Source organism: Streptomyces sp. NPDC048481 (genome assembly GCF_043200075.1).
Taxonomy (GTDB): Bacteria; Actinomycetota; Actinomycetes; order Streptomycetales; family Streptomycetaceae; genus Streptomyces.
In genome coordinates this window covers 122,009-145,290 of record NZ_JBICXC010000001.1, presented here as the reverse complement: position 1 = coordinate 145,290, position 23,282 = coordinate 122,009, and the positions used below count along the sequence as shown (strand labels likewise).

The 23,282-nt window shown below is 70.8% G+C and carries 26 protein-coding genes, 1 tRNA gene and 1 riboswitch; of the genes, 9 read left to right on the top strand and 18 right to left on the bottom strand.

Annotated elements, in window-relative coordinates:
• Positions 1-34: 34 nt before the first annotated feature.
• On the bottom strand, positions 35-1,348 hold the full coding sequence (locus ACGFSH_RS00610) for a DUF445 domain-containing protein (protein WP_393343524.1): 1,314 nt from the start codon (positions 1,346-1,348) through the stop codon (positions 35-37).
• A gap of 163 nt (positions 1,349-1,511) precedes the next feature.
• Here ACGFSH_RS00610 and ACGFSH_RS00605 point away from each other — a divergent pair, with 163 nt between their 5' ends.
• A complete protein-coding gene (locus ACGFSH_RS00605) occupies positions 1,512-2,846 on the top strand; it encodes an SGNH/GDSL hydrolase family protein (RefSeq protein WP_393343522.1) in 1,335 nt (444 codons plus the stop codon).
• Between the two features lie 67 nt (positions 2,847-2,913).
• Here the strand turns inward: ACGFSH_RS00605 and ACGFSH_RS00600 are convergent, their stop codons facing one another.
• Genes ACGFSH_RS00600 through ACGFSH_RS00585 form a run of 4 tightly spaced genes read right to left on the bottom strand, consistent with a single transcriptional unit; the run spans position 2,914 to position 6,426 of the window.
• On the bottom strand, positions 2,914-3,771 hold the full coding sequence (locus ACGFSH_RS00600) for a DUF1707 domain-containing protein (RefSeq protein ID WP_393343520.1): 858 nt from the start codon (positions 3,769-3,771) through the stop codon (positions 2,914-2,916).
• A 9-nt stretch (positions 3,772-3,780) separates the two neighbouring features.
• Positions 3,781-4,809 (bottom strand): ATP-binding cassette domain-containing protein, encoded by a 1,029-nt coding sequence (locus ACGFSH_RS00595; RefSeq protein WP_393343518.1) that lies wholly within the window; start codon positions 4,807-4,809, stop codon positions 3,781-3,783.
• A gap of 2 nt (positions 4,810-4,811) precedes the next feature.
• Positions 4,812-5,576, bottom strand: coding sequence for an ABC transporter permease (locus tag ACGFSH_RS00590; RefSeq protein ID WP_393345434.1), 765 nt, complete (start codon positions 5,574-5,576; stop codon positions 4,812-4,814).
• Positions 5,577-5,625: 49 nt separating this feature from the next.
• Positions 5,626-6,426 carry an ABC transporter permease gene (locus tag ACGFSH_RS00585; protein WP_393343516.1) on the bottom strand — a complete coding sequence of 267 codons (801 nt, stop codon included), beginning with the start codon at positions 6,424-6,426 and terminating at the stop codon, positions 5,626-5,628.
• Between the two features lie 233 nt (positions 6,427-6,659).
• Between ACGFSH_RS00585 and ACGFSH_RS00580 the strand changes: the two genes are divergently transcribed.
• On the top strand, positions 6,660-9,083 hold the full coding sequence (locus ACGFSH_RS00580; protein ID WP_393343514.1) for a transglycosylase domain-containing protein: 2,424 nt from the start codon (positions 6,660-6,662) through the stop codon (positions 9,081-9,083).
• 58 nt (positions 9,084-9,141) lie between these two features.
• On the opposite strand, the gene ACGFSH_RS00575 is transcribed toward ACGFSH_RS00580, so the two are convergent.
• The 3 genes from ACGFSH_RS00575 to ACGFSH_RS00565 form a co-directional block, all read right to left on the bottom strand.
• A complete protein-coding gene (locus tag ACGFSH_RS00575; RefSeq protein ID WP_329410381.1) occupies positions 9,142-9,462 on the bottom strand; it encodes an SMR family transporter in 321 nt (106 codons plus the stop codon).
• 33 nt (positions 9,463-9,495) lie between these two features.
• Positions 9,496-9,564: riboswitch (guanidine-III (ykkC-III) riboswitch) on the bottom strand.
• Positions 9,565-9,637: 73 nt separating this feature from the next.
• Entirely contained in the window at positions 9,638-9,940 is a 303-nt protein-coding gene (locus ACGFSH_RS00570) for a GroES family chaperonin (protein ID WP_393345432.1), read from the bottom strand.
• 120 nt (positions 9,941-10,060) lie between these two features.
• Positions 10,061-10,390, bottom strand: a complete 330-nt coding sequence (locus tag ACGFSH_RS00565; RefSeq protein ID WP_351368793.1) for a DUF3618 domain-containing protein — start codon at positions 10,388-10,390, stop codon at positions 10,061-10,063.
• A gap of 109 nt (positions 10,391-10,499) precedes the next feature.
• Between ACGFSH_RS00565 and bcp the strand changes: the two genes are divergently transcribed.
• The 4 genes from bcp (at position 10,500) to ACGFSH_RS00545 (ending at position 12,675) form a co-directional block, all read left to right on the top strand.
• Positions 10,500-10,967: a thioredoxin-dependent thiol peroxidase gene (bcp, locus tag ACGFSH_RS00560; RefSeq protein WP_256910197.1), complete on the top strand. Its 468-nt coding sequence runs from the start codon at positions 10,500-10,502 to the stop codon at positions 10,965-10,967.
• A 137-nt stretch (positions 10,968-11,104) separates the two neighbouring features.
• Positions 11,105-11,728 (top strand): HNH endonuclease, encoded by a 624-nt coding sequence (locus ACGFSH_RS00555; RefSeq protein WP_393343511.1) that lies wholly within the window; start codon positions 11,105-11,107, stop codon positions 11,726-11,728.
• Positions 11,725-12,579 (top strand): HNH endonuclease, encoded by an 855-nt coding sequence (locus ACGFSH_RS00550; protein ID WP_393343509.1) that lies wholly within the window; start codon positions 11,725-11,727, stop codon positions 12,577-12,579. The genes ACGFSH_RS00555 and ACGFSH_RS00550 overlap by 4 nt, the downstream gene beginning before the upstream one ends.
• 21 nt (positions 12,580-12,600) lie before the next feature.
• A tRNA-Leu gene (locus tag ACGFSH_RS00545) sits at positions 12,601-12,675 on the top strand.
• Between the two features lie 57 nt (positions 12,676-12,732).
• Here ACGFSH_RS00545 and rdgB read toward each other — a convergent pair.
• The 4 genes from rdgB to ACGFSH_RS00525 all read right to left on the bottom strand — a co-directional run bounded on the left by rdgB (position 12,733) and on the right by ACGFSH_RS00525 (position 14,943).
• Positions 12,733-13,335: an RdgB/HAM1 family non-canonical purine NTP pyrophosphatase gene (gene rdgB / locus ACGFSH_RS00540; RefSeq protein ID WP_393343507.1), complete on the bottom strand. Its 603-nt coding sequence runs from the start codon at positions 13,333-13,335 to the stop codon at positions 12,733-12,735.
• A 32-nt stretch (positions 13,336-13,367) separates the two neighbouring features.
• Positions 13,368-13,784 carry a hypothetical protein gene (locus ACGFSH_RS00535; RefSeq protein WP_393343505.1) on the bottom strand — a complete coding sequence of 139 codons (417 nt, stop codon included), beginning with the start codon at positions 13,782-13,784 and terminating at the stop codon, positions 13,368-13,370.
• A gap of 109 nt (positions 13,785-13,893) precedes the next feature.
• Positions 13,894-14,631, bottom strand: a complete 738-nt coding sequence (rph, locus tag ACGFSH_RS00530; protein ID WP_393343503.1) for a ribonuclease PH — start codon at positions 14,629-14,631, stop codon at positions 13,894-13,896.
• A gap of 78 nt (positions 14,632-14,709) precedes the next feature.
• Positions 14,710-14,943: a PTS glucose/sucrose transporter subunit IIB gene (locus tag ACGFSH_RS00525; RefSeq protein ID WP_329410395.1), complete on the bottom strand. Its 234-nt coding sequence runs from the start codon at positions 14,941-14,943 to the stop codon at positions 14,710-14,712.
• A 177-nt stretch (positions 14,944-15,120) separates the two neighbouring features.
• On the opposite strand from ACGFSH_RS00525, the gene ACGFSH_RS00520 reads away from it, so the two are divergent.
• Both ACGFSH_RS00520 and ACGFSH_RS00515 read left to right on the top strand, forming a co-directional pair.
• Entirely contained in the window at positions 15,121-16,419 is a 1,299-nt protein-coding gene (locus tag ACGFSH_RS00520) for a PTS transporter subunit EIIC (protein ID WP_393343501.1), read from the top strand.
• A gap of 156 nt (positions 16,420-16,575) precedes the next feature.
• Positions 16,576-17,826, top strand: a complete 1,251-nt coding sequence (locus ACGFSH_RS00515) for a PTS transporter subunit EIIC (protein WP_393343499.1) — start codon at positions 16,576-16,578, stop codon at positions 17,824-17,826.
• 110 nt (positions 17,827-17,936) lie between these two features.
• On the opposite strand, the gene ACGFSH_RS00510 is transcribed toward ACGFSH_RS00515, so the two are convergent.
• Complete coding sequence (locus tag ACGFSH_RS00510) at positions 17,937-18,689, bottom strand: MBL fold metallo-hydrolase (RefSeq protein ID WP_393343497.1); 753 nt, start codon at positions 18,687-18,689, stop codon at positions 17,937-17,939.
• Positions 18,690-18,949: 260 nt separating this feature from the next.
• Between ACGFSH_RS00510 and ACGFSH_RS00505 the strand changes: the two genes are divergently transcribed.
• Positions 18,950-19,462 carry a type II toxin-antitoxin system PemK/MazF family toxin gene (locus ACGFSH_RS00505; RefSeq protein ID WP_393343495.1) on the top strand — a complete coding sequence of 171 codons (513 nt, stop codon included), beginning with the start codon at positions 18,950-18,952 and terminating at the stop codon, positions 19,460-19,462.
• Here the strand turns inward: ACGFSH_RS00505 and ACGFSH_RS00500 are convergent.
• The 5 genes from ACGFSH_RS00500 to ACGFSH_RS00480 all read right to left on the bottom strand — a co-directional run bounded on the left by ACGFSH_RS00500 (position 19,459) and on the right by ACGFSH_RS00480 (position 23,267).
• Positions 19,459-20,409: a PLP-dependent cysteine synthase family protein gene (locus ACGFSH_RS00500; RefSeq protein WP_393343493.1), complete on the bottom strand. Its 951-nt coding sequence runs from the start codon at positions 20,407-20,409 to the stop codon at positions 19,459-19,461. The two genes, ACGFSH_RS00505 and ACGFSH_RS00500, sit on opposite strands and share 4 nt — an antisense overlap.
• Before the next feature lie 16 nt (positions 20,410-20,425).
• On the bottom strand, positions 20,426-20,704 hold the full coding sequence (locus tag ACGFSH_RS00495) for a MoaD/ThiS family protein (RefSeq protein ID WP_079661963.1): 279 nt from the start codon (positions 20,702-20,704) through the stop codon (positions 20,426-20,428).
• A 127-nt stretch (positions 20,705-20,831) separates the two neighbouring features.
• Positions 20,832-20,927: a putative leader peptide gene (locus tag ACGFSH_RS00490; protein WP_319301368.1), complete on the bottom strand. Its 96-nt coding sequence runs from the start codon at positions 20,925-20,927 to the stop codon at positions 20,832-20,834.
• A 283-nt stretch (positions 20,928-21,210) separates the two neighbouring features.
• Positions 21,211-21,795, bottom strand: coding sequence for an isochorismatase family protein (locus tag ACGFSH_RS00485; RefSeq protein WP_329410410.1), 585 nt, complete (start codon positions 21,793-21,795; stop codon positions 21,211-21,213).
• A gap of 125 nt (positions 21,796-21,920) precedes the next feature.
• Positions 21,921-23,267 (bottom strand): nicotinate phosphoribosyltransferase, encoded by a 1,347-nt coding sequence (locus ACGFSH_RS00480; protein WP_393343490.1) that lies wholly within the window; start codon positions 23,265-23,267, stop codon positions 21,921-21,923.
• Positions 23,268-23,282 lie beyond the last annotated feature (15 nt).

Here is a 23,282-nt window from a genome sequence, read left to right as displayed (position 1 = left end):
CGCCGGGCCCCGGGGGGCGGCGTCCGCGCCGGGGTCAGGCGCCCAGCGCCCGCGCCACGGTGTAGATCAGCAGGCCGGCCAGTGAGCCCACCACCGTGCCGTTGATGCGGATGAACTGCAGGTCCCGGCCGATGTTCGCCTCGATCTTGCGGGTGGTGTGCTCGGGGTCCCAGCTCGCCACCGTGTCGGTGATCAGCGAGGTGATCTCCTTGCGGTACGTCGTGACGACGTGCACCGCGGCCCCCTCGACCCAGCTGTCGACCTTCTCCTGCACCTTGGGCTCCGTCGCCATCCGGGTCCCCAGCGACAGCAGCGAGGCCCGCACCCGCAGACGCAGCTCGCTGCGCTCGTCCTCCGCCGCCGCGACGATCATCGAGCGGACGGCCGTCCAGGCGGACGCGATCAGGTCCTGGACCTCGCCCCGGCCCAGCACCTCGCCCTTGAGCCGCTCCACCCGCGCGCGGGTCTGCGTGTCGGACTGAAGGTCCGCGGCGAAGTCGGTGAGGAACCGGTCGAGGGCCCCACGGGCCGGGTGGGAGGGCATGTCCCGCATCTCCGCGCAAAAACGCAGCAGCTCCTTGTAGACGCGCTCCCCGACCTTCTTGTCGACGAACCGCGGGGTCCAGCCGGGCGCACCGCCCTGCACGGCGTCCATCACCGAGTCGGCGTGCAGCACCAGCCAGTCGTGCGCCCGCCCCACCACCAGGTCGACGGCGCGCCGGTGGCCGCCGTCCACCACGATCCGCTCCAGCAGCTTCCCCATGCCCGGCGCGATCTCCTGGGCGTCGGCGCGCCGCGTGATCGCCTCCCCCACCACCGCCTGCACGTCCGAGTCGCGCAGCACCGTCAGCGCGCCCCGCAGCGCCGTCGCCAGCTCGGCCGTCACCCGGTCGGCGTGGGCGGGATCCGCCAGCCAGACGCCCAGCCGGGTGCCGATGCCCACCGAGCGCAGCCGTTGGCGCACCACGTCCTCGGACAGGAAGTTCTCACCGACGAACTCGCCCAGCGAGACGCCCAGCTGGTCCTTCTTGTTCGGGATGATCGCCGTGTGCGGGATGGGCAGCCCGAGCGGGTGACGGAACAGCGCCGTGACCGCGAACCAGTCGGCGAGCGCGCCGACCATGCCCGCCTCCGCGGCGGCCGCCACATAGCCGGCCCAAGGGCCCGCGCCCCGGTGGGAGGCCCACTCGGCCAGGACGTACACCACCGCCACGAACAGCAGCAGCCCGGCCGCGGTGAGCTTCATCTGCCGTACCCCGCGCTGTTTCTCCTGGTCCGCGGGGGTGAAGGAGGTCATGGCCCGGTAGGACGGGGCCGCGTCCGGTGCTGCCGCTTCGGTACGTTCCATTTGCTCCACCCGTTCGGTGATCCCGCGCACATTGTCCCCTCCTGACCGACTCCCGGAACGGAACAGGAGTTCCCGTCGTCTGTCAGGGCGGGGAGATCAGGGCGAACTCCCGCACCGATCCGGAGCCACGGGCTCCCCCGCGCACGAGGAGACACGCACCCGCATGACCGCCAAGCATCATGGTTATGCCCTGCTGTCGGCGATCGTCGCCCTCGTCCTGGGCCTGTCCGCCGCGATCTACGTCACAGCCGCCGCCGAGCACGGCCCCGCCCACCGGCCCGCACCCGGCGCCGTCGCCGCGGGGCACGGCCCGTACCGCGCCGCTCCCGTGTCCACCGGCGTCTGGACGGGCGCCTGGGCCGCGGCCCCGGCCGGCGCAGAACCCGGCACCGCGGCCGACGGCACGGCGGGCCGCACGGTCCGCGACGTCGTGCACACCGGCGTCGGCGGGAGCGCCGCCCGCGTCACGCTGTCCAACCTCTACGGCGACCGCCCCCTCACCGTCACCCACGCCACGCTCGCCGTCGCCGCCCACGACGACGGCCCGGCCGCCGACCCCGGCACCCTGCGCCGGCTCTCCTTCGAGGGCTCCGCCTCCGTCGTCGTCCCGGCCGGCGGGCAGACCGTCAGCGACCCCGTCGCCGTCGCCGTCCCGGCCGACACGGACGTCCTGGTCAGCGTCTACTCCCCCACCTCGGCCGGGCCCGTCACCTACCACCCCCGCGCCCGGCAGACCAGCTACGTCGCCCAAGGCGAGTCCACCGAGGACACCAGCGGCGCCGCCTTCACCGCGACCACCCCCTACTGGCGCTACCTGACCGCGCTGGACGTCCTCGGCGACGAGGCCGACGGCACCGTCGTCGCGTTCGGCGACTCCCTCACCGACGGCGTCACCTCCACCGCCGACGCCAACCGCCGCTGGCCCGACGTCCTCGCCGACCGGCTCCGCTCCGCCCGCGCCGCCGACGGCTCCGCGCCCCGCTACGCCGTGGTGAACGCCGGCATCAGCGGCAACCGGCTCCTCGCCGACGACCCGCGGCGCGGCGCCTGCGGCCTGAACCGCTTCACCCGCGACGTCCTCGACCGCCCCCGCGTGAAGGCCGTCGTCATCGACCTCGGCATCAACGACATCCTGCGCGGCGCCGAGCCCGCCGCCCCGGACGCGATCGTGGCGGGCCTGCGCACCCTCGCCGACCGCGCCCACGCGCACGGCGTCAAGGCCGTCGGCGCCACCCTCATGCCGTTCCGCGGCCACCGCGGCTACAGCGCCGCCCGGGAAGAGGTACGGCAGCAGGTCAACCGGGCGATCCGCGCGGGCGGCGTGTTCGACGAGGTCGTCGACTTCGACAAGGCGCTGCGCGACCCCTACGACCCGCGCAGCCTGCGCCCGGAGTACGACTCCGGCGACCATCTGCACCCCGACGACCGCGGCTACCGCGCGATGGCCCGCACCCTGGACCTGGCGCACCTGACCGCCTCCGCACCGGCCCGGCTGTAGCGGCCCGCGCGCCACGGCGGACGCCCGCCGGCCCCGTCCCCGGCCCCGGCTACTGACCTGGCGGCCGTCAGTCCTCGAAGTACCGGTCCCGACCGCCCCGGCCCTCCCGGCGGTCGCGGCCCTCCCGCCCCTCTCGGCGTTCCTCCCGCCGCCGTTCCGGCCGCAGGCCGTGGTCGTGGCCCAGGTCCCGCCGCCCCTCCAGCACGGGCCGGGGCGCGTCGTACGCCTCGTGCGCCTCGTCCCGCAGCGCGGAGTGCGGCTCACGCCGGGCCGCCCGGCGGTCCCGCTTCTCCTGCTGCCGGGCCGCCCGCGTCTTCTTGCGCTCGATGCCGACCCCGCCCCAGAAGGCGAAGCCCGTGACGACCACCCGCGGCAGGCCCGGGTCCCCCGGCACCCCGCTCTCCCGGTGGTCGAACCCGCCCATCACCCCGACACCGCGCACCACGACCTCGACGCCCGGCGGCACGACGATCTGCATCCCGCCCATGACCGCCACACAGGTGATCTCGACCTCGCCCGCCGAGAAATCCGCCTCCCGCAGGTCGATCTCCCCGCCGCCCCAGAAGGCCACGCAGTTCAGACGCCGCGGAACCGTCCAGCGGCCCTTGCGCTGGAAGCCGGACATCACCCCCAGGGCCCACGACGACCCCCCGCCACCCACGATCCGCCCGTCCGGATCCCCGACGCGTGCGGGCTCCTTGTGCAGCGGGACCACCCCGGCGCCCGGCAGGTCCCGGGTGATCGGCGCCAACTCCCGGTACGTGCGCGCCCGGTACGTCTCCTCCAGCCGCTCCTCGAACTCCGCCATGTCGAGACGGCCGTCGGCGAGGGCATCCCGCAGCACCTCGACGACCCGCTCACGATCGGCGTCGGAGGCGCGAAGGTCCGGGGCGTCCGGGGAATCCGGGACTGCGTCGTCGGTCATGTCAGCAGCCTACGAGTTCGCGCTCCCCGGCACTACGGTGCGCCGCGGCGACGACTCCCCGCCCGAACTCCCCGGCCCGTACAGCATCTTGGCGATCACCGCCTCGATGTCCGGCTCCCGCACCGACAGGTCCACCAGCGGGTAGCGCTCCGCGATGCGCGCCACCAGCGAAGCCGCGGACGCCGACGCCGGGAACGCCAGCCACTGGCGCGGCCCCTCCACCCTCACCACCCGCGCCGCCTCCCCCGCCTCGATCGGCGGCAGCTCCCGCTCCAGGTCCACCACCAGCGTCCGCTCGCTCTCGCCCGCCTCGTGCAGCCCCGCCAGCGCGCCGTCGTACACCAGCCGGCCGTGGTCGATGACCATCACCCGCGAGCACAACTGCTCGATGTCCTGGAGGTCGTGCGTCGTGAGCAGCACCGTCGTGCCGCGCTCGGCGTTCAGCTCCCGCAGAAACTCCCGCACCCGCGCCTTGGACACCACGTCCAGACCGATCGTCGGCTCGTCCAGATACAGCACCTCCGGATCGTGCAGCAGCGCCGCCGCGATGTCGCCGCGCATCCGCTGCCCCAGCGACAGCTGCCGCACCGGCACCTCCAACAACGCCCCCAGATCCAGGAGTTCCACCAGCCGGGCGAGATTCTCCCGGTAACGGCCGTCCGGGATGCGGTACATGCGGTGCATCAACCGGTACGAGTCGATCAGCGGCAGGTCCCACCACAGCGTCGTACGCTGCCCGAACACCACGCCGATCCGGTGCGCCAGCCGCGTCCGCTCCCGCGACGGATCGATCCCGGCCACCCGCAGACGGCCCCCGCTCGGCGTCAGGATCCCCGTCAGCATCTTGATCGTCGTCGACTTGCCGGCCCCGTTCGGACCGATGTACCCGACCATCTCGCCCCGCGCCACCCGGAACGAGATCGCGTCGACCGCCCGCACCCGCCGCAGCTCCCGCTTCAGGAAACCGGTCCTGCGACGCACGTCGAAAACCTTCTCCAGCCGGTCCACCTCGATGAACGCACTCTCCGACACCGTCACCCTCAACTCCCCGTGCTCCGGTACGACCTCAGTCCGACCCGCCACGCCAGCCCCGCCGCCGCACAGCACACGGCCGCCACCAGCGGCGGCGCGAACGCCGCCCACCCCGGCAGCCCCAGCGGATACGGCCGCCCCAACACATACGACGCGGGCACCCAGTTGACGAACGCCAGCGGGAACACGAACGTCACCCCCCGCACCAGCTCCGTGCCGAACACCGTCGGCGGATACTGCAACAACGTCTGACCGCCGTACGTGAACGCCGCCTGCACCTCCGCCGCGTCCTGCGCGACGAACTGGAAGGCCGCGCCCGCCACGAACACCGACGCGAAGATCGCCCCGCCGCTCAGCAGCATCACCGGCACCAGCAGCACCTTCGGCGCCGACCACGCCACGTCCGTCGCCACCAGCGCGTACCCGAACACCACCGCCCCCTGCACGACCCGGCTCACCCGGCGCAACGCGAACCGGTCCGCCGCCACCTGGGCCAGCACGGGCGCCGGCCGCACCAGCAGCGTGTCCAGCGTCCCGTCCCGCACCCGCGTCCCCAGCCGGCCCGCCGAGCCGATCGCCAGATCCGCGCACCCGAACGACATCGCCGACAGCCCGTACAGAAACGCGATCTCCGGCAACGAATACCCGCCCAACGCGTCGACCTGCGAGAACATCAGCAAGATCGCGACAAAGTCCAGCCCCGTCACCAGCAGGCCGCCCAGCGCCGTCATCACGAACGACACCCGGTAGGCCAACGTCGAACGGATCCACATCCCGGCGATCAGCCGGTACGCCCGCAGCCCCTGCGCGAGCCGGCCCGCCTCACCCACCCTGCACCACCACCCGCCGCGTCGCCGCCCGCTGCACCAGCCGGCCCACCGCCAGCAGCGCCACCGCCCACCCCGCCTGGAACGCGAACGCCGGCCACGGATCGACCTCGCCCATCAGCACGTCCGCCGGCATCTGCAGCAACGCCGCCCACGGCAGCGCCGCCACCACCTCCCCGAGCGGCTGCGGAAACGCGTTCAACGGCAACGCCATCCCCGAACAGAACATCCCCGTCACCACCAGCGTCTGCAACGCACCCGTCCCGTCCAGCAGCCAGAACCCGCTCAACGCCACCAGGAACCGGATCCCGTAACTCACCACCATCGCCAGCCCCACCGCCACCAGGAACGCCGCCCACACCGCCGGATCACGCGGCAACGCCGTCGGGAACACCAACGCGCCGAACACGAACGGCACCACCCCGCGCCCCACCAGCTGGAACACCGCACGCCCCACGTCCACCGCCAGCCACCACGCCTGGAGATCCGCCGGCCGGTAAAGATCGACCGCCACCTCCCCCGTGCGGATGCGCTCGATCAGGTCCGCCTCGAACCCGCCGCCCTGGATCGCCAGCGTCGCGAACAGCGCCTGCCCCAGCCACACATAGGTCACCGCCTGTGACTGGTCGTAACCGCCCAGATGCGGCCGCGCACCCCACAACGCCAGATACGTGTAGACGAGGATCAGGCCGAAAACCGTGTTGGTGAACACCCCCGCGGCCGTGGCCACCCGATAGGTCGCGTACCTTCGGAAAGCCCCCACCGCGACGGCCGCGTACAACCGCGCCGATCCCAAGGCAACCCTCCTCCTCGCCCACGAGTCACCCCTGGCGCCCCCGTCGGCACCGAAGCGCAGGAGCCTAGTGCGCCGCCGCCGTCGCACGCCACGCGATTTCCGGCACGAACACGCGCCGATTGTCGGGAACGGAACGCAGGGTGCGAGAGTCTTCAACAGGGGGCGCAGAAGGCGTACGAGGCTTACGAGGCGTACGGGAACGTACCCACGCGAAATCAGGAGTCCTGCAACACATGAGTGACGATCCGCAGCCGCAGCAGCCGACCGAAGGCTGGGCACCAGGAAAGCCCGAGGCGGGTGACGGAGGAAGCGAGAAGAAGGTGAAGCGACCCAAGCGCACCGGATGGCGCCGCCTCCTGCCCACCTGGCGCATGGTGCTGGGCACGTTCGTCCTAGGCGTCCTGCTCGTCGTCGGCCTGTTCTTCCTCGGCTACTCCATGGTCAAGATCCCGCCGGCCAACGCCCTCGCCATGAAGCAGTCCAACGTCTACCTCTACGCCGACGGCACCGAGATCGCCCGCGACGGCACCGTCAACCGCGAGAACGTCGACCTCTCCCAGATCTCCAAGGACGCCCAGCACGCCGTCCTGGCCGCCGAGGACCGCGACTTCTACACCGAGTCCGCCATCGACCCCAAGGCGATGCTGCGGGCCGGCTGGAACACCGCCACCGGCAAGGGCAAGCAGTCCGGCTCCACCATCACCCAGCAGTACGTGAAGAACTACTACCTCGCGCAGGAACAGACGGTCACGCGCAAGTTCAAGGAGTTCTTCATCTCCATCAAGCTCGACCGCGAGAAGTCCAAGGACGACATCCTCGAGGGCTACCTCAACACCAGCTACTTCGGCCGCAACGCCTACGGCATGCAGGCCGCCGCCAAGGCCTACTACGGCGTCGACGCCGCGAAGCTCACCGCCGCCCAGGGCGCCTACCTCGCCGCACTGGTCAACGCGCCCAGCGAGTACGACGTCATCGCCCACCCCGAGAACAAGGCCGCCGCCCAGGCCCGCTGGAACTACGTCCTCGACGGCATGGTCACCAAGGGCTGGCTCAGCCAGACCGCCCGCACCGGCATGAAGTTCCCCGCGCCCAAGGAGACCTCCGGCGCCGACAACGGCATGTCCGGACAGCGCGGCTACCTGGTCAACGCGATCAAGGACCACCTCAAGAACAACAAGATCGTCACCTCGGACGAGCTGGAGAGCGGCGGCTACCGCATCACCACCACCCTCGACAAGGCCAAGCAGAAGGCCTTCGTCGACGCCGTCAACGACAAGCTCATGTCCAAGCTCGACCCGAAGAAGCGCAAGGTCGACTCCTACGTCCGCGCGGGCGGCGCCGCCGTCGACCCCAAGACCGGCAAGATCCTCGCGATGTACGGCGGCGTCGACTACGTCAAGCAGTACACCAACAACGCCACCCGCCAGGACTTCCAGGTCGGCTCCACCTTCAAGCCGTTCGTCTTCACCTCGGCCGTCCAGAACGACTCCACCACCCAGGACGGCCGGCAGATCACCCCCAACACGGTCTACGACGGCACCAACAAACGCCCCGTCCAGGGCTGGTCCGGCCCCTCCTACGCCCCCGAGAACGAGGACTACGTCAACTACGGCGACATCAACGTGCGCACCGCCACCGACAAGTCCGTCAACACGGTGTACGCGCAGATGGCCGTCGACGTCGGCCCCGCCAAGGTCAAGCAGACCGCGATCGACCTCGGCCTGCCCACCACCACCCCCGACCTCCAGCCCTACCCCTCCATCGCGCTGGGCACCGCCAACGCCAGCGTCCTGAACATGGCCGAGGCCTACGCCACCCTCGCCAACCACGGCAAGCACGGCGCCTACACCCTGATCGGCAAGGTCACCAAGAACGGCGCCGACGTGATGGAGCTGCCCGCGTACAAGGCCACCCAGGCCGTCAGCCGCGAAGCCGCCGACACCACCACCTCCGTCCTGCGCAGCGTCGTCGAGAACGGCACCGCCACCGAAGCCCTCGCCGCCGGCCGGCCCGCCGCCGGCAAGACCGGCACCGCGGAGGAGGACCAGGCCGCCTGGTTCGCCGGCTACACCCCCGACCTCGCCACCGTCGTCGCCGTCATGGGCCAGGACCCCGAGACCGCCCACCACAAGTCCCTCAAGGGCGCCATGGGCCTCCCCCGCATCAACGGCGGCGGCGCGCCCACCCAGATCTGGGCCCAGTTCACCAGGAACGCCCTCAAGGGCACCTCGGCCTCGGAGTTCAACCTCCAGATCCAGGACGGCGGCGAGGAGTCCGCCTACCCGTCCACCCCGCCCTCCTCGGACGAGCCCGGCGACGACGAGTCCACCGGCAGCACCCCCTCCGACGACGCCACCAAGGGCCGGACACAGGGCCAGACCCAGGGCCAGACGGGCGGCGCCCACACCACCGGCGGCGCCAACGGCGACACCACCTCCGGCGCCACCGGCAACGGCGGCACGAACACCGGCGCCACCTCGGCCGGCGCGACCGGCGGCAGCCCCACCACCGGGGGCGCCACCTCCGGCGCCGACTCCGGCGGCGCCGACGGCGGGGGCGGCACGGCCGGCACCACCGACGGCGGGGCCACCGGCGACCCCGGCAACTCGGGAGGCACCACCGTCGGCCCCCAGCTCACGCCGGTACGCCGCGACTGACGCCCGTGACAGGACAGGACGTCCGCCACGGCGGACGTCCCGCGTCAGTGGCCTCCGATCAGTGGCCTCCGGTCACCTTCAGTCCCACCACGGCGACCAGCAGCAGACACACGAAGAAGATCCGGGCGGCGGTCACCGGCTCCCCCAGCACCGCCATCCCCACCACCGCCGCCCCGGCCGCACCGATCCCCACCCACACCCCGTACGCCGTCCCGATCGGCAGCGAGCGCGCCGCGTACGACAGCAGCACCATGCTCGCGACGATCCCCGCGCCGGTGAACACACTCGGCACCAGCCGGGTGAACCCCTCCGTGAACTTCATCCCCACCGACCAGCCCACCTCCAGCAGACCGGCGACGACGAGCAGAACCCAGGCCATGAGGCACCTCCGGGGCGACGACTGACACAGGACAGTGCGTCGTCTTTGCGGATCCCGGTACGGCGCGTCTCGTCGGGTGCCTTCGACGATAACGAAGAAACGACGAAAAGGGCTGGTGACCGCGGTCACCAGCCCCTTCTCCGCCGTCGCCCCGCAAGGCTGCGACGCCGTCGGCTCAGAGGTACAGCCCCGTGGAGTCCTCCGACCCCTCGAAGCGGTCCGCGGCGACGGCGTGCAGATCGCGCTCCCGCATCAGCACATACGCCACGCCCCGCACCTCCACCTCCGCCCGGTCCTCCGGGTCGTACAGCACACGGTCCCCCGGCTCCACCGTCCGCACGTTCTGCCCCACCGCGACGACCTGCGCCCACGCCAGCCGGCGACCGACGGCCGCGGTGGCGGGAATCAGGATGCCGCCACCGGAACGCCGCTCGCCCTCGCCGGTCTCCTGCCGCACGAGCACACGGTCGTGCAGCATCCGGATGGGCAGCTTGTCGTGCTGGGGATCGAGGTCGTCTCTCTTGGCGCTCACAGCACTGAACCTACCTGCCCGGAGCCGATCCGTGAGCGGGCGGGTCCGGGGCGGCCCCGGACCCGGTCACCCCCGGCGCCGACGGGTCCCCAGGGCCAGCAGCCCCACGACTCCGACGACGACGAGCGCCACCGGCACCACCCGCTCCAGCCGGGGCGCGCCCTCCTCGTCCACGAACTGCGCCCGCACCTCGCTCACGACCCGGTTGACCTGCACATAGGCCCGGCCCAAGGTGTGATCGACGTTGGCGACGACCTTGGCCTTGGCGTCCCCGACGATGGTCTTCGGGTGCACCCGCACCCCGATCTCGTCCAGCGTCTCCGCCAGCACCTCGCGGCGGGCCCTGATGTCCGCCTCGATCTGCGCCGGGGTTCTGGTGTCCGACGTCTCCGCCACGGTAAGGCCTCCGAAGTCAGCCGATTCTTGTTCTGACGATCCCAGTCCCGGACAGTCTGTCAGCTCCGCGCGCCGCCGCACTGTCAGGACCCCCGGTTAGGCTGGCCCGATGAGCGAGCGACTCCAGCCCGGGGACGTGGCCCCCGACTTCACCCTCTCCGACGCCGACGGCAACCAGGTCTCCCTGTCGGACCACAAGGGCCGCAAGGTCATCGTCTACTTCTACCCGGCCGCGCTGACCCCAGGCTGCACCAAGCAGGCCTGTGACTTCACCGACAACCTCGAACTGCTGACCGGCGCCGGCTACGACGTCCTCGGCATCTCCCCGGACAGCCCCGAGAAGCTGGGGAAGTTCCGCGACAAGGAGTCCCTGAAGGTCACCCTCCTGGCCGACCCGGACAAGACCGCGCTCGACGCGTACGGCGCGTTCGGCGAGAAGAAGAACTACGGCAAGACGTACATGGGCGTCATCCGCTCGACCATCGTGGTGGACGAGGAGGGCAAGGTCGAACGAGCCCTCTACAACGTCCGCGCCACCGGCCATGTCGCCAAGATCATCAAGGACCTGGGCATCTGAGCCCCCTCCCCCGGACACCCGGCCCGAGTCGGACCCCCGACCCGGGCCGCTTCACCTCCCGCGCGTGACTGTCCGATAAACGGTTCGTTACTCCGTACGAGACCACGAACGGGTGGCCGGATACGGAGGGGGTTCGGATGAGGGCCAGATATACCCGTGAGCTGCTCGAAGAGGCGGCACGGGAGACGACGAACTGGGACGACGCCGTACGGTACTGCGGAGGAACCCCGACACCGGGCACCCGACGCTACCTGCGGCAGAAGATGGCCGAAGCGGGCGTGGACGTCTCCCACTTCCCGGCTCACTGGGCGCGCCACGGCGAAGCCCTGCTCCGGGAGACGGTGGCCGCGTCGAGCAGCGTCAAGGACGTGCTCCGCCGCCTGGGCATCAGCCCGGTGGGCGGTAACCACGCGCACATCAGCCGGCGTATCGCGGCACTCGGCATCGACACGTCCCACTTCACCGCGCGGCAGAGCTCTCCCAGAGGGACGCGCGGCAATCCGCTGACCCTGGGGACGCCGGACCTCGGCAGAATCCCCGGCAGCCGCCTGCGGCGCCGACTGCTGCAAAACGGCGTCACGGAAGTCTGCGTGACATGCGGGTCGGGACCCGAGTGGAACGGCAAGCCGCTTCAGCTGGAGGTCGACCACATCAACGGCGACTGGTGGGACAACCGTCCGGAGAACCTGCGGCTGCTCTGCCCCAACTGCCATGCCGTGACGGACACTTACCGAGGCCGCAAGCGAAGGGCGACGTCATGAACGAGCGGACGTTCACCCGCGCGGTGCTGACGCGGGCCGCCACCGACGCCACGAGTACGGTCGACCTGATGCGCGCGCTGGGCATGCCCATGGGCAGCGGCCCACGCCGCTACCTGTCCCAGCGCCTTAGGCACTACGGAATCGACACCTCCCACTTCCGCGCGGAAGCGCTGCCGGAACGTGAACGGCGAAGCTACCCCGAGGAACTGCTTCGGGAAGCGGCCGCCCGGTCCCACAGCATCAGGGAGATGCTGGAGCACATGGGCTTCTCCCCGCAGGACAGCCCGTACGGATACATCAAAAAGCAGCTCGACAGGTTCGGGATCGACACCTCGCACTTCACCGGGGGGCGCGGGTACGGCCCCGGCGTTCCCTCCCGCGCCGAACTGGCGCCCGCGGTCGCGGCGGCGACGAGTCTGGCCGGAGTGCTCGCCGCTCTGGGACGCGCAGGCTCCGGTGCGGCCCGGGCACGCGTGAAACGCGGTATCGAGGTCCACGGGCTGTCGACCGTCCACTTCACGGGTCAGGGCCACTATCGCGGGACGCGTTCCGCGAACCGCAAAACTGCTGCCGAGATCCTGGTGCTCCTCGCCCCGGGCAGCCCTCGCACCAAAACGGTGCTGCTCAGGCGAGCGCTCGACGATCTCTCCGTGCCGCATGTCTGTGAGGCGTGCGGGATCGGTGACACCTGGCAGGGACGAAGGCTCGTGCTGGAGATCGATCACGTCAACGGCGACCGCCTGGACAACCGGCGCGAGAACCTCAGGTACCTGTGCCCCTCCTGCCACAGCCAGACGAGCAGTTTCTCCAACCGCCGCCGGGGGGCGGTCTCTTCTTCGGCACAGAGCTGAGCACAGTAGAGTAGGCGCCCTGGGCCCGTACCCCAGCTGGCTAGAGGGTGCCGGTTTAGGTCCGGTATGTCGTGGGTTCAAATCCCACCGGGCTCATAGGCAGAACCGGCCTCACACCTTCGATTCGAAGGTGTGAGGCCTTTCCGTGTCCGCTCAGCCCAGCAGCTCTCGCACCGCCGGGACCAGTTCGCGGAACGCCTTGCCCCGGTGGCTGATCGCGTTCTTCTCCTGGGGGGACAGCTGCGCGCAGGTGCGCGTCTCGCCGTCCGGCTGGAGGATCGGGTCGTAGCCGAAGCCGTTCGTGCCCTCGGGCGCGAAGCGCAGCAGGCCCGTCAGCCGGCCCTCGACGACGCGTTCGGTGCCGTCCGGGAGGGCGAGGGCCGCGGCGCAGGCGAAGTGGGCGGCCCGGTGTTCCTCGGCGATGTCGGACAGCTGGGCCAGGAGGAGGTCCAGGTTGGCGCGGTCGTCGCCGTGGCGGCCGGACCAGCGGGCCGAGAAGATGCCGGGGGCGCCGTTGAGGACGTCGACGCAGAGGCCCGAGTCGTCGGCGACGGCCGGGTGGCCGGTGGCCTGTGCGAGGGCGTGGGCCTTGAGCAGGGCGTTCTCGGCGAAGGTGACGCCGGTTTCCTTGACGTCGGGGATGTCGGGGTAGGCGTCCGCGCCGACGAGGTCGTGGGGCAGTCCTGCGTCGGCGAGGATCGACCTGAGTTCGGTGATCTTTCCGGCGTTGCGGGTGGCGAGGATCAGGCGGGTCATGCGTCCAGTATCCCCAGCGCCGTGGGCGGTCCTTACGGTGTGCAGACCTTGGTGAGTTCGCCCGCCGCGTCGGTGACGGGGCTGAGGTCGGGCGTCTCGTCGCCGTTCTCGATGGCGGTGCGGACGTTGGCCACGGCTGCCTGGAGGTGGTCGACGGCCTTGTTGACGTCGGCGTTGTCGGACCTGTCGCCGATCGAGTCGAGGTCGTTCTCGATGGCGGTCAGGGACTCCTGGGTCTGGGTGGGATCGTTCGCGGCGTTGCGCACGGCCTGCTGGAGGTCGGTGACGCTGTCGGCGATGGAGTCGGCGGTCTGGACGCAGTCCAGTGCCTTGTCGACGGCGGCGCAGCCGGTCGCCGTGAGGGCCAGGCCGAGGGCGGCGGCCGCGGTGGCGGCGGCGATGAGGGTGCGGTGACGCCGGTGGGGGCGTGGGCTGGCGGCCGTGGTCATGGGTGGTTCCTCCCGTTGTCAGGCCCAGGAGGCCCCCGTCGGTGCACTGGCGAAGACGCGCCGGAGGGCGGGCCGGTTGCCCGTGCCCGCCGCGTTCTTGGCGTGCCGTTTACTTTTCCAGGACGGTGTCGAGTGCCGCGCGCTGGAGGGCGGTGAGTTCGGCGCAGCCGGAAACGGCGAGGTCGAGGAGGGAGTTGAGTTCGTCGCGGGCGAACGGCTCGGCCTCGGCGGTGCCTTGGACCTCGACGAAGCGGCCGTCGCCGGTGCAGACGACGTTCATGTCGGTGTCGGCGCGGACGTCTTCCTCGTAGCAGAGGTCGAGGAGCGGGACTCCGCCGACGATGCCGACGGAGACGGCGGACACCGTGCCGGTGAGGGGCCGGCGGCCGGCCTTGACGAGCTTCTTGCCCTGGGCCCAGGTGACGGCGTCGGCCAGGGCGACGTAGGCGCCGGTGATGGCGGCGGTGCGGGTTCCGCCGTCGGCCTGGAGGACGTCGCAGTCGAGGACGATGGTGTTCTCGCCGAGTGCCTTGTAGTCGATGACGGCGCGCAGGGAGCGTCCGATGAGGCGGGAGATCTCGTGGGTGCGGCCGCCGATCTTGCCGCGGACGGACTCGCGGTCGCCGCGGGTGTTGGTGGCGCGGGGGAGCATGGAGTACTCCGCGGTGACCCAGCCTTCGCCGCTGCCTTTGCGCCAGCGGGGGACGCCTTCGGTGACGGAGGCGGTGCAGAAGACCTTGGTGTCGCCGAAGGAGACGAGGACGGAGCCTTCGGCGTGCTTGCTCCAGCCGCGTTCGATGGTGACGGGGCGGAGCTGTTGGGGGGTGCGGCCGTCGATTCGAGACATGGCGCTGAGCCTAGCCGTACATGCGGAAGGGGCTCCTCCCGCGGTGGGGGGAGCCCCTGGGGTGAGCCGGGGGGCTCGTCACATCATGTCTTCGATCTCCGCCGCGATGGGGTCGGCGTCGGTGCCGATGACGACCTGGATGGCGGTGCCCATCTTGACGACGCCGTGGGCGCCGGCGGCCTTCAGGGCGGCTTCGTCGACCTTCGAGGGGTCGTTGACCTCGGTGCGCAGGCGGGTGATGCAGCCTTCGATCTCTTCGATGTTGTCGAGGCCGCCGAGTCCGGCGACGATCTTCTCAGCCTTGGTGGCCATGTTCCGCTCCCTGATTCCCTGATGCGCGCCGCAATTCTTGGCTGAACCGCTTTGTCGCAGTAACCCACAGTTGGCCCATCTTCGCGAGCGATTGCGCGGTGTGTGTCCGAGGATGACGTCACAGCAGCCCAATCGTCCGTAGCTGGTCTACACCACCTGACAGGCGGTCGCCAAACGATGAGTGCCGAGAGCGCGGGGACCGAGGTGAGCCCGGCGCGCCTGCGGTGGCAGCGCGCGTTCCAGGGTCTGCAGAAGATGGGGCGCAGTCTTCAGTTGCCGATCGCGGTGCTGCCGGCGGCCGGCATCCTCAACCGTCTTGGCCAGCCTGATGTGTTCGGGGACGACGGGCTGGGCTGGACGAACGTGTCGAAGGTGATGGCGGGTGCGGGCGGGGCGCTGCTCGACGGTTCGCTGGGGCTGCCGATGCTGTTCTGCGTCGGTGTGGCGATCGGGATGGCGAAGAAGGCGGACGGTTCGACGGCGCTGGCGGCGGTCGCCGGGTTCCTTGTCTATTACAACGTGCTGCGGCAGTTCCCTGAGGACTGCGGGCCGGGTTCGAAGGTGATCCCGAACATCGGGTGTCAGGCGACGGACAACACGGTGGGGGCTTTCACGTATCAGAATCCTGGGGTGTTCGGCGGGATCGTGATGGGTCTGCTGACCGCTTATCTGTGGCAGCGGTATCACCGGACGAAGCTGGTGGACTGGCTCGGGTTCTTCAACGGGCGGCGACTGGTGCCGATCATCATGGCGTTCGTGGCGATCGCGTTCGCCTCGTTGTGTCTGTGGGTGTGGCCGCCGATCGGTGACGGGCTGGAGAACTTCAGCGACTGGCTGAGCGGGCTGGGTTCGTGGGGTGCGGGGATCTTCGGTCTGGCGAACCGGGCGCTGCTGGTGATCGGGCTGCACCAGTTCCTGAACGTGCCCATCTGGTTCCAGTTCGGCACGTACACGAAGCCGGACGGGACGGAGGTGCACGGTGACATCAACATGTTCCTGGCGGGCGACCCGAACGCGGGTCAGTTCACGTCGGGGTTCTTCCCGATCATGATGTTCGCGCTTCCGGCGGCGGCGCTGGCGATCACGCACTGTGCGCGGCCGGGGCGGCGCAAGGAGGTCGGGGGGCTGATGCTGTCGGTGGCGCTGACGTCGTTCGTCACGGGCATCACGGAGCCGATCGAGTACTCGTTCCTGTTCGTGGCGCCGTTGCTGTACGCGGTGCACGCGTTGCTGACGGGTGCGTCGATGGCGGTGACGTGGGGGCTGGGCGTGCATGACGGGTTCAGCTTCTCGGCGGGGTTGATCGACTACGTCATCAACTGGAATCTGGCTACGCGGCCGTGGGCGATGATCCCGATCGGGCTGGGGTTCGCCGTCGTCTATTACGTGGTGTTCCGGTTCGCGATCACGCGGTTCGATCTGAAGACGCCGGGGCGGGAGCCGGAGGAGGAGCGGGAGGACGTCACGAAGGCCTGAGCGGAGGCCTGTGGAGACGGGGGCGGGCGTCCGAGATCCGGCACGGGGCGTAGTTCTTCGGTTGCACGTTTGACGGGTTCCTTATATCGCCACCATCGTGCTAGAACATGGTCTACACCACTCAGTGGTGTAGACCATCACCGATGGAGGAAGTCTATGAGCACCGCCACCGCGCCCACGGCGGCTCCCGCAAAGAAGCGGGGATCGGGCCTTTTCCAGGGCCTCCAGAAGGTCGGCCGAAGCCTTCAGCTGCCCATCGCCGTGCTGCCGGCGGCGGGCATCCTGCTGCGTCTGGGAGTCCCGGACATCGCACACAAGCTGCACCTCCCCTCCAAGGTCACGGAGGTCTTCGCCTCGGCCGGCGGTGCGATCTTCGACAACCTGCCGATGCTGTTCTGCATCGGTGTCGCGATCGGCTTCGCCAAGAAGGCGGACGGCTCCACCGCCCTCGCCGCCCTGGTCGGCTTCCTGGTCTACAGCAACGTCCTCAAGGCGTTCCCCGTGACCGAGGCGAAGGTCCAGGCGGGCGCGGACATAGCGGCGACCTACAACAACCCCGGTGTCTTCGGCGGCATCATCATGGGCCTGCTGTCCGCCGTGCTGTGGCAGCGCTACCACCGCAAGAAGCTGGTGGACTGGCTCGGCTTCTTCAACGGTCGCCGTCTGGTGCCGATCATCATGGCCTTCGTCGGCACGGCCATGGGCGTCTTCTTCGGCCTGGTCTGGGAACCGATCGGTGACGGCATCTCCAACTTCGGCGAGTGGATCACCGGCCTCGGCACCGTCGGCGCGGGCCTGTTCGGTCTGATCAACCGCGCGCTCATCCCGGTCGGCATGCACCAGTTCGTCAACTCCGTGGCGTGGTTCCAGATCGGTGACTTCAAGGACTCCGCCGGCGCCGTAGTGCACGGTGACCTGACCCGCTTCTTCGCCGGTGACGCGAGTGCGGGACAGTTCATGTCCGGCTTCTTCCCGATCATGATGTTCGGCCTCCCGGCCGCCGCGCTCGCCATCGCCCACACCGCGCGCCCCGAGCGCCGCAAGGCCGTCCTCGGCATGATGATCTCGCTCGCGCTGACGTCCTTCGTGACGGGCGTGACCGAGCCGATCGAGTTCTCGTTCATGTTCATCGCCCCGCTGCTCTACGCGATCCACGCGGTGCTCACCGCCCTGTCGATGGCGATCACCTGGGCGCTCGGCGTGCACGCGGGCTTCACCTTCTCCGCGGGCTTCATCGACTACGCGCTGAACTGGAACCTGGCCACCAAGCCGTGGCTGATCATCCCGATCGGTCTGGTCTTCGGCGCGATCTACTACGTGGTCTTCCGCTTCGCGATCACCAAGTGGAATCTCCCCACCCCGGGCCGTGAGCCCGAGGAAGAGGTCGAGGACCTCACGAAGGCGTAGCCGACAACGTGTCCGTGTCCGTGGACGGAGACCCCGTCCACGGACACGGACACGCGAAGACCCCCGGAGCCCTGAACCGCTCCGGGGGTCTTCGTCTGCGTGCGGGGGGATCAGATCTCGTACGTCTGCCGTGGTGCGGCCAGTTCCACCGGGCCCGCGAAGGTCGTCCGGGCGTCGGCCAGGTTGACCTGGGGGTCCGTCCACGGGGGGATGTGGGTCAGCACGAGCTTGCGCGCGCCCGCCCGGCTCGCCGCCTCGCCGGCCTCGCGGCCGTTGAGGTGCAGGTCGGGGATGCTCTCCTTGCCGTGGGTGAAGGCGGCCTCGCACAGGAACAGGTCGCTGTCGCGGGCGAGTTCCTCCAGGGCGGGGCTGACGCCGGTGTCGCCGGAGTAGGTCAGCGAGCGGCCGCCGTGCTCGACGCGGATGCCGTAGGCCTCGACCGGGTGCGCCACGCGCTCGGTGTGCACGGTGAAGGGGCCGACGTCGAAGGTGGACGGCTTGACCGTGTGGAAGTCGAAGACCTCGCTCATCGAGGAGGCGGAGGGCGTGTCGGCGTAGGCCGTGGTGAGGCGGTGCTCGGTGCCCTCGGGGCCGTAGACGGGGATCGGGTCGCAGCGCCCGCCGTCGTGCCGGTAGTAGCGCGCGACGAAGTAGGCGCACATGTCGATGCAGTGGTCGGCGTGCAGATGACTCAGGAAGATCGCGTCGAGGTCGTACAGACCGCAGTGGCGCTGCAGCTCGCCCAGGGCGCCGTTGCCCATGTCGAGAAGCAGCCGGAAGCCGTCGGCCTCGACGAGGTAGCTCGAGCAGGCCGATTCCGCGGACGGAAACGACCCCGAGCAGCCGACGACGGTGAGCTTCATAAAGCAGAATCCTCCGCTGGCGGGTGACCGAGAAGTACCGGAAGGGATCCGTGGGGCGGACCGTGGAACGAGTGATCGTCAAAGGGGGCGACAGGGGTCGTGCGGTCCGTCGAGCGTAAGGCGCAAAACCTCGGGTCGCTCCTCCACCAGGGGCTGTTGTGGGCGAACTCACCTGTGGTGTCACCGGTTCGGCTGGACCGGCGGCGCATGGGGTGCGGAGAGGGCGCGCGGCGGAAGTCGCACGCCGGTAACGTCATCGTATGCACACGTCCTGGTGGCTCGCGCTCGCGGCAGTGGTCCTTCTCGCGCTGATCGCGACGGTGGTGGACGGCTGGGGGCGGGGGCGGCGGCCGCGGCGCACGCGGCGTCCCGGGGCCCGGCCGCCCGGTCGGCGCGCGGACCGTCCGGCAGGTCGCTCGACCACCCGTCCGAAGGGCCGGCCGGCGCGGGACCGCGGTCCGGCGGGGCGGCCGAGGCCGGCGGAGATCTGGTGGGCGGACGTGCCGTTCGAGGACGGGCCGGGCGCGAAGGACCGGCCCTGTCTGGTGCTGGTGGTGCGCGGTGACCGGGTGACCGTCGTGAAGATCACCAGCAAGTACCACGAGGAGCGGCCCGGGGTGATCCTGCTCCCGCCGGGCTCCGTGGGCGACGCGCACGGGCGGCCGAGCTATCTGGAGACGGACGAGCTGCGCCAGGTCCGGCTGCGGGACTTCCGGCGCCGGGTCGGCGTGGTGGACCCGGCCCTGTGGGACCGGGTCCGGCACCTGGCCTAGGCCCAGAGCTGGCCCTGGACGGTTTCGATGGCTTCCTCGGTGGTGGCCGCGGTGTAGACGCCCGTCGAGAGGTACTTCCAGCCGCCGTCGGCCACGACGAACACGATGTCGGCGCTCTCGCCCGCCTTGACGGCCTTGTTGCCGACGCCGATCGCGGCGTGCAGGGCCGCGCCGGTGGACACGCCGGCGAAGATGCCCTCCTCGCGCAGCAGCTCGCGGGTGCGGGTGACGGCGTCCGCCGAGCCGACCGAGAAGCGGGTGGTGAGGACGGAGGCGTCGTACAGCTCGGGCACGAACCCCTCGTCGAGGTTGCGCAGGCCGTAGACCAGGTCGTCGTAGCGCGGCTCGGCGGCGACGATCCTGACGTCGGGCTTGTGTTCGCGCAGGTAGCGGCCGACGCCCATGAGGGTGCCGGTGGTGCCGAGGCCGGCGACGAAGTGGGTGATGGAGGGGAGGTCGGCGAGGATCTCGGGGCCGGTGCCGGTGTAGTGGGCGCCCGCGTTGTCGGCGTTGCCGTACTGGTAGAGCATCACCCAGTCGGGGTGCTCGGCGGCGAGTTCCTTGGCGACGCGCACGGCGGTGTTGGAGCCGCCCGCGGCCGGGGAGGAGATGATCTCGGCGCCCCACATGGCGAGCAGGTCCCGGCGTTCCCGGGAGGTGTTCTCCGGCATCACGCAGACCATGCGGTAGCCCTTGAGGCGGGCCGCCATGGCGAGGGAGATGCCGGTGTTGCCGCTCGTCGGCTCCAGGATGGTGCAGCCGGGGGTGAGGCGGCCGTCCTTCTCCGCCTGCTCGACCATGTGCAGGGCGGGACGGTCCTTGATGGAGCCGGTGGGGTTGCGGTCCTCCAGCTTCGCCCAGATGCGGACGTCGGTGGACGGCGAGAGCCGCGGCAGGCGTACCAGGGGGGTGTTGCCCACCGCGGCCAGCGGGGAGTCGTAGCGCATCGGGGTCGGCGGCCGATCAGGCCATGCCGCCGGCGACGGCCGGCAGGATGGTCACGGTGTCGCCGTCGGTCAGCTTGGTGTCGATGCCGTCGACGAAGCGGACGTCCTCGTCGTTGAGGTACACGTTCACGAAGCGGCGCAGCTTGCCGTCGTCCACGATGCGGGCGTGGATGCCCGCATGCCGGGTCTCGAGGTCGGTGAACAGGTCGGCGAGGGTGTCACCGCTGCCCTCCACCGCCTTCTGACCGTCGGTGTACTGGCGGAGGATGGTGGGGATGCGGACCTCGATGGCCATGGCTGTGGGCTCCTGTCGGATGGGGTGGGCAGCGCGGTTACGTGCGGGTGGTACTCCCCCGCGCTCGGCTGCGCCCGCGGGGGCGGTGCCCCCATCGGCTCTCGGCCGTACGGCGGCGGGTACAGCGTCAACAGATGGCGCTGGCGAGCCTGCACAGGTCGACGTGCAGCCGCGCCACGAGCAGTGCGCCCGGCGTCTTCGTGCTCACGTCGTTCAGAACCATGGGCTCATCGTATCGATTCCCGGTCCGCCTTCCGGAATGTGATCCCACATGATGGACGGTTTGTGGTCGTGCAGTGAGATGCGTGCCCCCGGGGCGGCCCGTTTCGGGGACGTCCCGGTGGACGGTGGTCAGCGGCGGGCCCGGTCGGTTCGGCGAGGAAGGCGAGGTCGTCCGAGCCGACGACGGCGGCGTCGAGGCCGGGGCGGCGGTCCAGCAGCGCGGCCATGGCGGCGGCGCCCCCTCCCGGGTGCGGTCGGCGCGCTCGACCGGGCCGGGGGGTGGGTCAGACGACCGGTTTTCCCGTCAGCTCCACGCCCGCCGCGCGCATCTCCGCCAGGGCCCGGTCGGTGGTGTTCTCGGCGACGCCTGCGGTCAGGTCCAGCAGGACCTGGGTGCGGAAGCCCTCGCGGGCCGCGTCCAGGGCGGTGGCGCGGACGCAGTGGTCGGTGGCGATGCCGACGACGTCCACCTCGTCGATCTGCCGGGCGCGCAGCCAGTCGCCGAGGGTGACGCCGTTCTCGTCGGCGCCCTCGAAGCCGCTGTAGGCGGCCGCGTAGTCGCCCTTGCTGAAGACGGCGTCGACGGCGCCGGAGGCGACGGCGGGGGCGAAGTTGGGGTGGAAGCCGACGCCCTCGGTGCCGGCGACGCAGTGCGCGGGCCAGGAGTGGACGTAGTCGGGGTTGTCGGCGAAGTGGCCGCCGGGCGCGATGTGGTGGTCGCGGGTGGCGACGACGTGCCGGTATCCGGCGGGGGCCTGTCCGATCAGCTCGGTGATCGCGGCGGCCACGTCGGCGCCGCCGGCCACCGCGAGGCTGCCTCCTTCGCAGAAGTCGTTCTGCACGTCAACGACGATCAGGGCGCGGCGCATGGGCGGTGTCCTTCGATGGCGGTCCCCCGGCTCCGCGAAGCGCGGGGGAGGATGAAGTAATCGAGCCTAGAGACTTTGCCGGTCGTACGGGAGGGGGCTGCGCCCGGCGGTCGCCGGGCACAGCACTAGCTACCCGACCGGTCGTGGACATACTCCGTGGGAATGACGGGTTCGCCGCGCGAGAGCTGGGTCGCGGACAAGGGCAGGCCGGCGCGGGCGGCCCGGTGCCGGTCGCGGACGACGTCCAGGGACTCGCGGGCGACGACGGAGCCGCCCTTGACGAGCGGGACGAGCAGGGGGCGGTCGGCGAGTTCGGGGGGCATCGCGCCGGTGCCGACGACCTCGGCCTCGGCGACGCCCTGGGCGTCCAGGCGGCGGGCGGCCCATTTGCGGCCGCCGACGGAGGTCTTGCCGCCGGAGGACTTCTTCGCCACGGGGACGAGGGGCGAGGCGGGGTCGTCGGACTCGGCGCGGGCGACGAGTTTGTAGACCATGGAGGCCGTCGGGTGGCCGGAGCCGGTGACCAGCTGGGTGCCGACGCCGTAGGCGTCCACGGGGGCGGCGGCGAGGGAGGCGATGGCGTACTCGTCGAGGTCGGAGGTGACGATGATGCGGGTGCCGGTGGCGCCGAGTTCGTCGAGCTGGCGGCGGACGCGGTGGGCGACGAGGAGGAGGTCGCCGGAGTCGATGCGGACGGCGCCCAGTTCGGGTCCGGCCACCTCGACGGCGAGCCGGACGGCCTCGGTGACGTCGTAGGTGTCGACGAGGAGGGTGGTGCCCCGGCCGAGGGAGTCGACCTGGGCGCGGAAGGCGTCCCGTTCGCTGTCGTGGAGGAGGGTGAAGGCGTGGGCGCTGGTGCCGACGGTGGGGATGCCGTAGCGGAAGCCGGCGGCCAGGTCGGAGGTGGTGGCGAAGCCGCCGATGTAGGCGGCGCGGGAGGCGGCGACCGCGGCGAGTTCGTGGGTGCGGCGGGCGCCCATCTCGATGAGGGGGCGGTCGCCCGCGGCGGAGGACATGCGGGAGGCGGCGGCGGCGATGGCGGAGTCGTGGTTGAGGATGGAGAGGATCACGGTCTCCAGCAGGACGCACTCGGCGAAGGTGCCCTCGACGCGCAGGAGCGGTGAGCCGGGGAAGTACACCTCGCCCTCGGGGTAGCCCCAGATGTCGCCCGAGAAGCGGTACCGGGCGAGCCGGTCCAGGGTGTCGTCGTCGACGATGGCGCGCTCACGCAGGAAGCGCAGGACGTCGGAGTCGAAGCGGAAGTTCTCCACGGCGTCCAGGACCCGCCCGGTGCCGGCGACGACGCCGTAGCGCCGGCCTTCGGGGAGGCGCCGGGTGAAGACCTCGAACACGCTGCGCCGTTCGGCGGTGCCCGCCTTGAGCGCGGCCTGCAGCATCGTCAGCTCGTACTGGTCGGTGAAGAGCGCCGTGGACGGAACTTCCACCGGCAGCCCAAGGTCCGCTGTGTTCATGGCAGGGGATGCTAC